This window comes from Chryseomicrobium aureum (assembly GCF_016909155.1).
Lineage (GTDB): Bacteria > Bacillota > Bacilli > Bacillales_A > Planococcaceae > Chryseomicrobium > Chryseomicrobium aureum.
This window is the reverse complement of sequence record NZ_JAFBFG010000025.1, coordinates 1-13,966: the sequence shown is the minus strand read 5'-3', so window position 1 is coordinate 13,966 and position 13,966 is coordinate 1. Positions and strand designations below refer to the sequence as shown.

The 13,966-nt window shown below is 41.8% G+C and carries 10 protein-coding genes and 1 pseudogene; 7 read left to right on the top strand and 4 right to left on the bottom strand.

Features of this window, described 5'->3' with window-relative positions:
- Positions 1–15: 15 nt before the first annotated feature.
- Positions 16–1,347, bottom strand: a complete 1,332-nt coding sequence (locus JOD03_RS13080) for a sodium-dependent transporter (protein ID WP_204591816.1) — start codon at positions 1,345–1,347, stop codon at positions 16–18.
- Positions 1,348–1,480: 133 nt separating this feature from the next.
- On the opposite strand from JOD03_RS13080, the gene JOD03_RS13075 reads away from it, so the two are divergent.
- From JOD03_RS13075 to yugI, 3 genes are all read left to right on the top strand, one after another.
- Positions 1,481–2,038 carry a sigma-70 family RNA polymerase sigma factor gene (locus JOD03_RS13075; protein ID WP_204591814.1) on the top strand — a complete coding sequence of 186 codons (558 nt, stop codon included), beginning with the start codon at positions 1,481–1,483 and terminating at the stop codon, positions 2,036–2,038.
- A complete protein-coding gene (locus JOD03_RS13070; protein ID WP_204591813.1) occupies positions 2,019–3,596 on the top strand; it encodes a hypothetical protein in 1,578 nt (525 codons plus the stop codon). The genes JOD03_RS13075 and JOD03_RS13070 overlap by 20 nt, the downstream gene beginning before the upstream one ends.
- Before the next feature lie 90 nt (positions 3,597–3,686).
- The gene (yugI, locus tag JOD03_RS13065; protein WP_204591811.1) at positions 3,687–4,058 is read left to right on the top strand and encodes a S1 domain-containing post-transcriptional regulator GSP13; all 372 of its coding nucleotides are present in this window, start codon (positions 3,687–3,689) and stop codon (positions 4,056–4,058) included.
- 840 nt (positions 4,059–4,898) lie between these two features.
- On the opposite strand, the gene JOD03_RS13060 is transcribed toward yugI, so the two are convergent.
- Complete coding sequence (locus JOD03_RS13060) at positions 4,899–6,215, bottom strand: AAA-type ATPase lid domain-containing protein (protein WP_204591809.1); 1,317 nt, start codon at positions 6,213–6,215, stop codon at positions 4,899–4,901.
- A 144-nt stretch (positions 6,216–6,359) separates the two neighbouring features.
- Here JOD03_RS13060 and pruA point away from each other — a divergent pair, with 144 nt between their 5' ends.
- The 4 genes from pruA to JOD03_RS13040 all read left to right on the top strand — a co-directional run bounded on the left by pruA (position 6,360) and on the right by JOD03_RS13040 (position 11,747).
- Entirely contained in the window at positions 6,360–7,904 is a 1,545-nt protein-coding gene (gene pruA / locus JOD03_RS13055; RefSeq protein WP_204591807.1) for an L-glutamate gamma-semialdehyde dehydrogenase, read from the top strand.
- A gap of 70 nt (positions 7,905–7,974) precedes the next feature.
- Positions 7,975–9,165, top strand: coding sequence for an ornithine--oxo-acid transaminase (locus JOD03_RS13050; RefSeq protein ID WP_204591805.1), 1,191 nt, complete (start codon positions 7,975–7,977; stop codon positions 9,163–9,165).
- Positions 9,166–9,235: 70 nt separating this feature from the next.
- Positions 9,236–10,480 (top strand): Glu/Leu/Phe/Val family dehydrogenase, encoded by a 1,245-nt coding sequence (locus JOD03_RS13045; RefSeq protein WP_204591803.1) that lies wholly within the window; start codon positions 9,236–9,238, stop codon positions 10,478–10,480.
- A 103-nt stretch (positions 10,481–10,583) separates the two neighbouring features.
- Positions 10,584–11,747 (top strand): iron-containing alcohol dehydrogenase, encoded by a 1,164-nt coding sequence (locus tag JOD03_RS13040; RefSeq protein WP_204591801.1) that lies wholly within the window; start codon positions 10,584–10,586, stop codon positions 11,745–11,747.
- Positions 11,748–11,813: 66 nt separating this feature from the next.
- Here JOD03_RS13040 and JOD03_RS13035 read toward each other — a convergent pair.
- Both JOD03_RS13035 and JOD03_RS13030 read right to left on the bottom strand, forming a co-directional pair.
- Positions 11,814–12,813, bottom strand: a pseudogene (locus JOD03_RS13035) (cation diffusion facilitator family transporter).
- 11 nt (positions 12,814–12,824) lie between these two features.
- A complete protein-coding gene (locus JOD03_RS13030) occupies positions 12,825–13,535 on the bottom strand; it encodes an MgtC/SapB family protein (protein WP_204591799.1) in 711 nt (236 codons plus the stop codon).
- Between the last annotated feature and the right edge of the window lie 431 nt (positions 13,536–13,966).

Genomic DNA, 13,966 nt, shown 5'->3' with positions numbered 1-13,966 from the left:
AAACTCGTACAATTGTCACAAAAAGGCTTCTATTGCTTTTTGAATCAAGATAACAGCAATTAGAAGCGGCGCTAAATACCGCACAGTGGCATGCCAGATTGAATAGAGCACGGGACTCATGTTTAATTCTTCCTGGGTCGCTTGGTTACTCATCGCATATCCAACGAACAACGAGATGAACAGAGCCCCAAGTGGTAAACCAAAATTATTCACAATGTAGTCCGCGTTATCAAAGAACGTTCGACCTGCAAGCGTAAAGTCCGATAATACACCGAACGATAACGCACTCGGAATTCCAAATATAAAAATAAAAATACCCATCAAAATGGCAGCTCGACGGCGTCTGGCATACTTCTTTTTAATGGCAATGGACACCGTAATTTCTAACATGCTGATAGAAGACGTTAACGTCGCGAAGAGCATTAGAACGAAAAACAGCAACATGAACAGGGACCCGAATGCTATCTCACCAAACACAGCCGGTAAGATGATGAATACAAGACCAGGTCCTTCATTCGGTGAATAGCCTAATGCAAATACTGCTGGGAAAATCACAAGTCCAGCTAGAAGTGAGATAAAGATATTCATGCCGGCTACACTACTCGCAGACTGCGGCAAGTTGGTCTCTTTCGACAAATAAGAAGCATACGTGATCATGCCAGAAACACCAACACTCAGTGAGAAGAATGCTTGGCCTAGTGCCATTAAAGCTGTCTCCCACGTTACGGCACTCCAATCTGGAACAAGTAAAAAGCGAACGCCTTCCATTGCTCCGTCAAGAGACAAGGAACGAATAGCTAATAAGATGAAGAAAATGAAAAGAGCCGGCATCATCCATTTGCTAGCGCGCTCAATTCCTCCTTTAATTCCACCTGAAACAATCAAAATCGTGAGTACCATAAAAATGGCCTGTGCAAAAATCGCTTGCCACGGGTTTGCAATCATCGATGTAAAAGTTGCTTCATAGTCAATGGTCGCTGTCGTCACTAGTTGTTTGATCGATATCCAGAGGTACGTCAAAATCCATCCACCAACAACGGAGTAGAACGACAAAATAATAAACGAGAATACAAAGCCAGCACGACCAATCCAAGCCCATGCTTTCGTGTTACTCAATCGTTGAAAACTTGTGACAGCATCTGCTTGGCCGCGTCGTCCAATCACAAACTCTGCTAATAAAATAGGTAAGCCGATAATCAATGTTGCCAAAATGAATAACAGCACAAATGCGCCACCGCCATTTGTTCCGGCCATATACGGGAACTTCCATATGGCTCCTAAGCCAATTGCTGAACCGGCAGCTGCCAGAATAAATCCAATTTTTGAGCCAAACGAATCGCGTTTCATAAAAAACCTACTTTCAAAACTAATTGCCTTATTGTATATGAAATCAGCTGAAAAACAAAGTGGAAAAAGTTTACCGGATTTTGTAACTTCTCTCGGTCAACTTCCGTACCATTACTAGCAAGGGGGGAACAAGGTGACTGTCAAACTTATTGAAGCAGCCCAACAAGGAGATCTTTCTGCATATGAGGAGCTCATCTATACATACAGAGGGACTGTCGAACGGTTCGCTTACCAGTGCGGAGCCGACTACGACGATGTTCCAGACATCTCGCAAGAAGTATTCATTCGACTCTATCGATTTCTTCATCAATTCCAACGAGATCGTTTCACGACGTGGCTGTATAAAGTCACACTGAATACGACGCGTGACCACTATCGCAAAGAGACGCAAGAGACGAGAAAAGAAAAGCGTCTACACGAAAAAGGTGTTTTACCAGGTCAGACTTCGGAAGATACTTTCTTGCAATCGGAAGCAGACCGAGAATTGCATCTTCAAATTCAGAAACTGGATGAAAAATATCGCGTACCACTTGTGCTTTATTATTTTCAGGAGTGTTCTTATTCAGAAATCGCGACAATTTTAAGTTTGACGTTAGGCACGGTTAAAATCCGCATTCATCGAGCCAAAGATTTATTGCGCACGGCTTTTGAAGAACAGGAGGCGAAGCTTAGTGGACACACATCACTTTGAAGAACGCATGAACAAGTTGAAAAAAGGATACGAGGAAATGGAAGAGCGGACAGACCCTAAGGCCGTGATTTCTGCATTAACAAACAAAGAGCCAGAGCGATCAAAACGCCCGAAGAAAAACTGGATCGTTCCACTCATCAGTGTAGCGGCCATTTTTACACTATTCCTTTTCGCCATGAGTTTGGTCAATCCACCGACGAATTCTGCTTCAGAAGAAGAAAAAGAAGAGGTCTCAGAGAGTGGGCTTGATTTTGTCTACATCTCTCAAGAAATCGACCGTCAGTACGCAGAAATTCGTGAAGAAGCGCGAGTGAAGATGGGACTGGACGATGAAGAGTTTAGTCAGATTCAGGCGGTTGTTTATGCGGACCAAGGGAGAAACCATTTTATGTCTGTCGATTTTATAGACTATCACGACACATATGGGGATACTGAGGAAAGTATTATAGAGACTGCAGTTGATGAATTATCCTGGATTTTGACGACTCCAGAAGAATTTCTAGCTCAGCAATATGAAAATAGTTTTCATACAAAGCGTTCGTTAGAAGAATCAGGTTATGTACTCTCCTCTTATATGCGAAAACTATTGGATTTTGAGGAAGTTGGGTCCGATGTAGTTGCTTCAGACGTTCAAATACCTGAAAGTCAACTTCCCACGTTATCTCAAATTCTACATCCGAAATTTGAAGGGTTGATCAAGTTTTATGCGCTAGGAAAATTAACCGAAGCAGGAGAAATGATTTATCCATATGAACTAACTGCTCGCTCTTTAATTGAAATTGAGGAGAGCATTAGTGATGAGGCGATTACAATAGAAGGTGAATCGCATCGCGTTGCGAATCTATTGTATCTGACTCTAAAAGGTACGATGAGTGAAAATCAGAAAGATCATCAAGCCATTCTTTTCGAGAACGGAGTACTAAAAAAGGAAGTTCAAGATCAGTGGAAACATTTAGCTGAGCAACCAGAAAACACTGTTGTCCATGCAGTTTTTGCTCCAATCGTGAAAGAAATGCTAGATACTGGATGGACATCATCTACTACCTGGGAAAATATCAGTTATGAAGACGCACAAATTTATATCAGGGAAATGGATAGTGCGAAATATAAAGTAGCCCAATCAAAAGGCGACGCTGTTCTTGTAGATGCTCAGTTTGAACAGCGCATCCATAATTACTTTAAGGAACTTGCGTTAGTTCCAGGATTAGATAAATATAAAGCATTGTCTCCTGAAGAAATTGTCGGGCTATATCATTACTATGGGCAACTTGGAGAACTTGAACTTCGCTACGAACTATATATAGAAGATGAGCGTTATTTACAAATTCCAAAGGATGAATATTTAGCTTCAGGCTCCATTGAATACTTACCATTGCAAAAGTATGTAAAAGCATACACATTTATAAACCAAGGTTTAGATTTAAATGGGAATGAAACTGGTTTGGTAGAGGTGGAATTAACAGAAAGGGGAGCAAGTACTCATGATACACCTGTCATGCTATTCCAATTAATCAAAACCGAAGATGGCTGGAAAATGCCATTCATGCCTACACAATAATGTTCAGAATAATGAATAAGTCTTCATTTTATGCTATACTAAAGGTGGCCGTAGAGGCGATTTCTTTAAAACTAGAATGGAGCAATCCTTATGAAAAATTACAAAGTGGGAGATGTTGTAACGGGTATTGTCACAGGTATTCAACCATATGGGGCTTTTGTTAGTCTGTCAGATGACACACAAGGGCTTATCCACATTTCTGAAATTACGTACGGATATGTGCGCGATATCAATGACTTTTTACAAGTCGGGCAAGCCGTGAAAGTAAAAGTGCTTGAGATTGATAAGAAAGAAAGCAAGATTAGCTTATCGCTACGTGCGCTGCAAGACCGTCCGTTTTATCACAAGCGAGATGACAAGGGACGTATCCCGTTGCAGGAACGAATCGATGAGCAAGATGCAGGCGGATTCGACACATTGAAAAGCAAGCTCGATGGCTGGATCCGTAAATCACTCAAGTAAAAAATAAGAAAAGGGAGTTTCTCGTAATTTGAGAAACTCCCTTTTGTGTTGAATGAAAAAGGTTCCTGTCAATATTCACCTCTTCATATCAGTGAATCCCTCCACCCAGGTCACCATTTCCTGGGAGGATTTCCCTGAGCCTCCCCACGTAAGATGAAAGAAGAGCACTTTCATCTTCGTTGCCGGGTCTCGGGAAAACCCTGATGGCCCGGGAAATGGCGACCTGGCCTCCGAGATTTGTTGCCACTAAAAAGTCATCCGGTGTAAATCCGATGAATACTTAGTAAACATCAACAGGTAATCAAGTGCCATTTCTATTCGGTGCCTGTCACCCTATAAGTCTTCACCTTAAAATTCCTTTGCACTCGCCCGCCGTCCTCGATTGTGATTGTTAGATTGCTAAGTCAGGCCTTGCGTTAGCACAGCCTGTCAGTACTGATGTTTTTTGAAGCACACCGGTCACCTTCGAGGAAGTTGTAGAGGCGAAGCCGTATCGAAGTCGATGTAAGGAACAACTTCCTGGTAAGAAGCACTTGAACTAGCCAGATTCAGCTGGAGATGATTGCGCAAGAGAAAACTAAGAAGACTCGCGCTGGGGCCGCTCGATTCGAGCGGCCCCAGTCCTTTTCGTTCTTAATTTGACCTTAAAAGCAAACATCGTAAGATGATTCTAGATTTTTAAAGTACATTCTGGTGTGCAGTCAGTCCACTCCACATCTAATTGTAATCGAGTTGCGCCTCCTAGAAATCCCGCAAGAAGCCATCGCGGCCTATGAAGCAAAGAGCGCTTCACAGTCCACGCTGTCTTCTCGCACAATTTCTGAACAGTCGGCTCCACATCTAATTCCGTGCATTCCGCAACTTCCGCAACCTGTACTGCAGATTCTGCCTGCTCATCCCAAGCGCCTCCGCTGCTTTCGTAATATTCCCTTCAAACTTCTCTACCGCTTTCTGCAGATAATACGTTTCCGCTTCCCGTAAATACTGATCAAGTGGCATTAAGTCTTTTTCGGATGTCAGCAGAAAATCTGAAGCGGTTACTTGCGATTTGTCTTGAACCGCTAACTTATAGCGAAACTGCACAGGTAGCAGGTCCTCTGTAAGGGTGGATTCCATCGTAAGCATAGTAGACGTTTCATCTAACAATAACTCAAGCTCTTTTAAATTCCCTGGCCAATCATAGCTCAGCAATAACTCCTGTACCTTATTATCAATCGTGACCTTGCTTTGCCCGTGGCGATCTTCTAAACGGCGTAGGTAATCTTCCACAAATGGTACAATATCTTCTTTTCGTTCTCGCAGTGGAGGAACGGTAATGGTCATACTTGCAAAATAGTAGTACAGGTCGCGACTCAGTGACCGACTGGCAACTAAATCAATTGGATCACTTCCTACACTTGCTATAAAGAGGTTATATTTTCCGGTTGAAGTTTGTAGAATGTGAAGCAACTCTTTTTGCAACTCGAGTGAGAGTAAGTCGATTCGCTCACAAAAAATAGTAGAATTCGATATATTTTTCAATTCTTCCCGGAATTTATTGACGAGCAGAGGATCAGAACTATGACAGAACAGACTGATGAACTGATCATTCGAAGGCGTCAACTGGTGATGAATGCCTTCTGCAATCAAATCTTTCCCTGTGCCTGCCTCACCAATCAATAACAGAGGCATCCGCACTTGAGCAGCACTTTTTGCTTTCGAAATCACGAGGCGCATTGTTTCGGACACGGCGGTTAAAGAACTTAAGGTAATGGGCTCATTGTACCGGCGAAGTGGTTGATAGACGAGTCGCTCAAGAGCTGTAATATCGCGAGCAAACTCAATTGCACCAATGAGTTGTCCTTGTTCAAAAATGGGATACGTATCATTAATCGTCGTGATTTCTCGTCCCTTGTTATTCCAGTACGTCTGCTTTACACGATTAACCGGCTTTCCTGTTGATAATACATGTAACAACGTACTCTCTTCTTTTTCAAACTGGAATACTTCAAGTATCGACCGGTCTTCTACATCGGTAGAATGAAGTCCTTCAATTTTTCGCATTTGATCATTATAGAGAACCGTTTTGCCATTTTTATCTATTGCATGGACACCCACTCCAACTTGGTCGATGGCAAATCGGTAAAAAGGCCCTAAATATTGGGAATTTTCATTCATAATGGTCACTTCCTAAAAAAATTTGAGGAAAATACAATATATCACTTGAAAAACGCAACAATCTTTTGCATTATTATATATGTAAATGAAAACGAAGTGCAAATAATTTTTGCACTATACTAAATAAGGGAGGATGTTTCTCACATGATTCCATACAAACACGAAGCATTCACAGATTTCTCATTAGAAGAAAACAAACGCAAAATCAAGGAAGGTATTCAAACTGTCGAAGGCTATATGGGTGAAGAGTATCCATTAATCGTTGGCGGAGAGCGTATCACAACTGAAGATAAAATTGTTTCTTACAACCCAGCGAATAAAACAGAAGTTGTAGGTAGCGTTTCAAAAGCAACACGTGACATCGCTGAAAAAGCTATGAACATTGCAGACGAAACATTTAAAACGTGGAGCAAAGTAAAACCTGAAACACGTGCTGATGTACTTTTCAAAGCAGCAGCAATCATGCGTCGTCGTAAATTCGAATTCTCTGGCCTTCTTGCGAAAGAAGCAGGGAAGACTTGGGTAGAGGCAGACGTAGAAGCGGCAGAAGCGATTGACTTCCTAGAGTACTATGGTCGTCAAATGTTGAAGTTAAAAGAAGGGTACCCAGTAGAATCACGTCCAGGTGAGTACAACCAGTTCAACTACATTCCACTAGGTGTAGCAGTTGTTATCTCTCCATGGAACTTCCCATTTGCAATCATGGCAGGTACAGCAGTAGCAGCAATGGTAGCAGGAAACACAGTTCTATTGAAGCCAGCTTCAACAACTCCAATCGTTTCTTACAAATTCGTTGAAGTACTTGAGCAAGCAGGTATGCCAGCAGGCGTTGTCAACTTCATCCCAGGTTCTGGCGCTGAGATCGGTGACTACCTAGTAGAACACCCACGTACTCGTCTAATCAGCTTCACAGGTTCACGTGACGTTGGTCTTGGAATTGTTGAAAAATCAGCAAAACTTTCTCCAGGTCAAATCTGGATCAAACGCACAATCCTTGAAATGGGCGGAAAAGATACAATCGTAGTAGATAAAGAAGCAGATCTAGAATTAGCTGCAACATCTATCGTGAAATCTGCTTTTGGTTTCAGCGGTCAAAAATGTTCAGCATGTTCACGTGCAGTCATCGTAGAAGACGTATACGATCAAGTCGTAGCACGCGTGAAAGAATTAACAGACGAGTTAACTGTAGGTGTTCCAGATAACGATGAGCACTTCATGGGTCCTGTTATCGATGGTTCTGCATTCAAGAAAATCATGGAATACATTGAAATCGGTAAAGGGGAAGGCGAATTGTTAACAGGTGGTACTGGTGATGATTCACAAGGGTTCTTCATCCAACCAACTGTATTCAAAGACGTAGATCCACAAGCGCGTATCATGCAAGAAGAAATCTTCGGTCCAGTTCTTGCAATCACTTCTGCAAAAGATTTCGATCACGCATTAGAAATTGCGAACAATACAGAGTATGGATTAACTGGAGCGGTTATCTCAACAAACCGTATGAATATCGAAAAAGCACGCGAAGAGTTCCACGTTGGAAACCTTTACTTCAACCGTGGCTGTACAGGTGCAATCGTTGGATACCAACCATTCGGTGGATTTAACATGTCAGGTACAGATTCAAAAGCGGGTGGACCGGATTACATCCAGTTACACATGCAAGCAAAAACAACTTCAGAAATGCTGTAATCTCGTCAAGAGGGCAGGCCATCACCTTGGTGCGTCTGCCTTTTTGTACATAGATAAGGAGGAAGAATAGATGTCAAAAACAACTGCTGTAATCGAACAAACAGAAAAATTTGGTGCAAATAACTACCATCCACTACCAATCGTCATCTCAGAAGCGCAAGGGGTATGGGTTACAGATCCAGAAGGAAACAAATTCATGGATATGTTGTCGGCGTATTCTGCTGTAAACCAAGGACACCGTCACCCACGTATCATTCAAGCACTAAAAGATCAAGCGGACCGTGTGACATTAACATCTCGCGCATTCCACAATGACCAACTTGGCCCATGGTACGAGTTAATTACTAAATTATCACGTAAAGAAATGGCACTTCCAATGAACACAGGAGCAGAAGCTGTAGAAACAGCATTTAAAGCAGCACGTCGTTGGGCATATGATGTCAAAGGTGTTGCTGAAGATCAAGCTGAAATCATCGCGTGCGAAGGAAACTTCCATGGCCGTACGATGACAGCTGTATCGTTATCTTCTGACCCTGAGTACAAGCGTGGATTCGGCCCGATGTTACCGGGTATCAAACTGATTCCTTACGGCGACCTTGAGGCATTAAAAGCTGCGATTACACCAAACACTGCTGCTTTCATGATGGAACCCATTCAAGGTGAAGCCGGTATCGTAATTCCACCAGCTGGATTTATGAAAGCTGCAAAAGAGCTTTGCGAAGAAAACAACGTGTTGTTCATTTCAGATGAAATTCAAGCAGGTCTTGCTCGAACTGGTCGTATGTTTGCTTCTGAGTGGGAAGGCGTTCATCCAGACATGTATATCTTAGGAAAAGCACTTGGCGGCGGGGTATTCCCAATCTCATGTGTTGTTGCAGACCGCGACGTACTTGGCGTATTTAACCCAGGCTCACACGGATCTACATTCGGTGGAAACCCACTTGCTTGTGCTGTATCGATTGCTTCGTTAGAAGTGCTTGTGGATGAAGACCTAGCGAAACGATCTGAAGATTTAGGAAATTACTTTAAAGAAGAACTTCAAAAATTAGATCATTCTTCTATTAAAGAAGTACGTGGTCGTGGATTATTTATCGGTCTAGAATTAAACGAAGCCGCTCGTCCATATTGTGAGCAATTAAAAGAACTTGGTCTACTATGTAAAGAAACTCACGACACAGTAATTCGTTTCGCTCCACCACTTGTCATTTCAAAAGAAGAGTTAGACTGGGCATTAGAGCGCATAAAAAAAGTTTTTGCATAACAAATTCCAATTGACTATGGTACAATGAATCTGAATTCTACTATTACTATTAAAGAGGCGAATTGATAAAATGGCTGAAAATTTAAACCTGTTTACATCGACACAGGCAGTTGTTCATGAAGCATTACACAAACTAGGCTATGATGAAGCAATGTATGAATTGTTAAAAGAACCGTTACGTATGCTAGAAGTACGTATCCCAGTCCGTATGGATGACAACTCTGTCAAAGTATTTACTGGATACCGCGCTCAGCACAATGATGCGGTCGGACCAACAAAAGGTGGAGTGCGTTTCCACCCTGGCGTAACAGATGAAGAAGTGAAAGCCCTTTCTATGTGGATGACACTAAAATGCGGCATCGTTGATCTACCATATGGTGGAGGTAAAGGTGGAGTAACATGTGATCCACGAGAAATGTCTATGGGCGAACTAGAGCGTTTAAGCCGTGGATATGTTCGTGCTGTTAGTCAAATTGTCGGACCAACAAAAGACATCCCAGCTCCAGACGTGTTTACGAACGCGCAAATCATGGCATGGATGATGGATGAGTACAGCCGAATCGATGAATTCAACTCACCAGGATTTATCACAGGTAAACCGTTGGTGCTAGGTGGATCTCAAGGACGTGACCGTGCTACTGCACAAGGTGTAACAATCTGTATTAATGAAGCAGCTAAAAAAGTTGGCATTGATATGACGGGAGCACGTGTTGTTATTCAAGGGTTTGGTAATGCAGGAAGCTTCTTAGCGAAGTTCTTGAGCGATCAAGGTGCTAAAGTAATCGGTATTTCAGATGCATATGGTGCCCTTCACGATCCGAACGGACTTGACATTGATTACTTGTTAGATCGTCGTGACTCTTTCGGAACAGTAACGACTTTGTTTGAAAATACAATTTCAAACCAAGACTTACTCGAGTTAGATTGTGACATTCTTGTACCGGCAGCAATCGAAAATCAAATCACATCGGATAATGCACATAACATCAAAGCTACAATCGTAGTGGAAGCAGCGAACGGACCGACGACTGCTGAAGCGACAAAAATCCTTCATGAGCGTGGCATCTTGCTAGTTCCAGACGTACTTGCATCTGCAGGTGGCGTAACGGTATCGTACTTCGAGTGGGTACAGAATAACCAAGGGTACTACTGGACTGAAGAAGAAGTGAGCGAAAAGCTTCACAAAAAGATGGTGGATGCATTTGAAAACATCTATAACGTTGCATCGACACGGAACATCAACATGCGTTTAGCGGCTTATATGGTCGGTGTACGCAGAACTGCAGAAGCGTCACGCTTCCGTGGTTGGGTTTAATCACACCAAGCTCCCCTGCATGGGGGGCTTTTTTGATGCCTTCTATTAGACGTGAAGGACAAGAAGAGGTAGGATAAGAATGATAAAAGAAAGGAGCGGTTTGATGAATGCTTTTAGTTTTTACAATCCAGTAAAATTAATTTTTGGAAAAGGGCAACTCGCTTCACTACAACAAGAGCTCGCACCTTTCGGTAAGAAAATTTTGGTCGTTTATGGCGGCGGTAGCATTAAAAAGAATGGTCTATACGATAAAGTGATGGCGGAATTATCTGCTGGAGGATTTGAAGTATTTGAATTATCCGGAGTCGAGCCGAATCCACGTCTTTCGACTGCGAAAAAAGGAATTGAAATCTGTAAGGAAAATGATATCGATGCAGTCCTTGCAGTTGGTGGTGGATCTGTAATCGATTGCTCTAAGTTGATTATCGCAGGCGCAAAATATGACGGGGATGCATGGGACTTTGTTACGCGTAAAGCGCAACCTAAAGAGGCTTTACCACTTGGAACAGTTTTGACTTTAGCAGCGACTGGTTCGGAGATGAATGCAGGCTCTGTTATAACAAATGAAGAGACAGAAGAGAAGTACGGATGGGGAAGTCCATTCAGTTTTCCGAAATTCTCAATTTTAGATCCTGAACACACATTTACAGTTCCTGCTGATCAAACTGTCTATGGTGTAGTTGATATGATGTCACATATGTTTGAACAGTATTACAACAATGGTACGAACACACCTGTTCAAGATGAAATGATTGAGGGCGTTTTGCGTGCTGTAATCGAAACAGCTCCAAAACTAATGGAAGACTTAACGAACTATGAACACCGTGAGACGATCTTGTTTGCAGGGACGTTAGGATTAAATAACTTCTTGCAGATGGGCTATAACGGAGACTGGGCTAGTCACAACATCGAGCACGCGGTATCTGCTATCTATGACATTCCGCATGCTGGAGGTCTCGCAATCATCTTCCCAGAATGGATGCGTCATAACGTCGAGGTAAATCCTGCACGTTTTGCACGAATGGCTGTTAAAGTATTTGGTGTGAATCCGGAAGGGAAGTCTGATGAAGAGGTTGCTCATGAAGGAATTGACCGTCTCGTGGAGTTCTGGACGTCTATTGGTGCACCGAAGAAATTAAGTGATTACGAAATTGGAGATGAGCGTATCGAAGACATGGTTGATAAGACGCTAGTTTACGGTCCATTTGGCAACTTTAAGAAATTGCAAGCTGAGGATGTTCGAAGTATTTTAAAAGCGGCACTTTAAATGAACGCAAAATAAAAATCAGGATCTTCTCTTCTAAGTGAGAGAGGAACCTGATTTTTTTTAGGCTTAGTTCTTTACATCGTGAGTTTTTAACGTAGTTGGTGGTTCTTTATGGTGTTTCCAAGACTTTACACCGTCGTCTTCATCGAACGAGATGACAACATCTGTTACACCAGGTTGACTTAGAATCTGCTTTGATAATTCATCTTGAATATCATCAATCTTATCAAATATTAAAGTATGATCAATCTCAACCAAAGTTTCAACGTGGAGATATTCTCCTTCCTTTACGACTTCTAAAGTTTTGATGTCTTTAATTTTGGGGTTATCTGAAATCAAGTAAGCAACATGATTTAACATTTGTTCATCTGTTTCTCCAATGACACCTCTAGCATTTTCTAAAAATACTTTCCCGACTACATAAAACATCATAAGACCAATGATGATAGAAACGATGCCTTCGATTGCAAGAAAATCTGTATAGTACGCGATAATTACGGCAATCGCTGCTAGAAGGTTTCCTGCAGTGGCGACCAAATCTTCCATAAAGACTAATTTCGTTGCGGGTTTTGCTCGATTTAAGTGAGTAAAACTTTTTGTCAGAGGTGCTAAAAATCCGCCTTTGACATGCGCTTCATGTAATACCTCTTTCCCAGCTTTATAAAGCACGAAAATCTCTAAAAGGAAGGCGATTAATAAAACGATAAGGACAATTGTGATTCCACCAGATTCAGTAGGGTGAAGAATATGATGCCACCCTTCTTTAATCGTTTCATACGCTAGAATTCCAACAATGATAATTGCGCCAAGAACAACTAAGTTTACAAGACGTCCAAAACCATTAGGGAATCGAGGTGTAGGTGCTTTCTTCGATAAGGCAGAACCTATAAAAACAAAAAAACTGATTGGCAGCATCTCCAAAAGAGTGCATCATTTCGGCAAACATTGCTACATTACCGGTAAGTAAAAATGCGCCACCTTTCATAAATGCAATAAACGTATTCACAACAGCCGCCATTAAAGAAGGTTTATTTCCTCCTTTAAGCAATCCAACAAATCCACTCATTCCGTTTCCTCCTAATCAATTGCTTCAATTTCTATTGCGATAATATAGGATTGCCTTTTTAATAGATGATAAAACTCATTTGGCTTCACTTTATTGATCATTGAGATACGGAGATGCAGCTGATGCTGTGGCATTAATTCCATTGAATGATCTTTTATTTGGATGCTTTGTATTTTCCCTCCTTGTTGTTGAATATACTCAATTGCTGGATCAATATGTTTTGAATCGGATAGCCACAGGTGAAGAGACATATCTCGCATCCGTAATCTTTGCGGACCAAGCCGTGTCAATAGGGGAGGAATAAGTTCGACTCCGACTAAAACAATAAACACGCTAGCAGCCGCTTCAATATAAAATCCTGCACCAACTGCTATACCTATTCCGCCAGCTCCCCATATCATTGCAGCAGTTGTAAGCCCGGTTATACTATCATTTCCTTTTCGCAATATAACTCCCGCACCAAGAAATCCGATACCACTCACAATTTGAGCAGCCAAACGAAGGGGATCCATTGTGATATTGATATCATCTCGCCCCTCAGCAATGTACGCGGCTTCAATAGAGATATAGGTGAGCAAGCAACTAAAGGTTGCGATTACAATAGAAGTCTTCAATCCGACTGGCTTCTTTTTGAGTTCTCGTTCGAGTCCTATAATTAAACTCAGGAAGGCAGCTAAACTTAACTTGATTAGTACTTCAACATGATCGAAGAGTATTTCCATATGCATCCTCCTTTTTTTCATTCTCTCATATATATATGAAGGGAAAAAGGTGGATTAAAAAATAGTTTCTCCTTTTTTAAAATAGTACTTGCTATTTAAAAGTACACACGGTATATTATTACTTGTCCTTAAAAAATATCAGCCGAGCTGATAAATTATTTTAAAAAAGTGTTTGACACTGAATAGGGCAGCGAGTTATACTAAGTGAGTCGCCAAAATGAGTGACACACAAAATGAACATTGAAAACTGAACATGCAAGACGTCAAGATAGAGCGTCACCACCTCGACCCCCGTTGGGTGTGCGTGACGCAAACACGAACCAAGTCACATCCTTCAACGGGTTGTGATGGACGTTCAAAAATTAAGTCAGCAACAAAATGAGCTTACATTAAGTTCTCTTTTATGGAGAGTTTGATCCTGGCTCAGGACG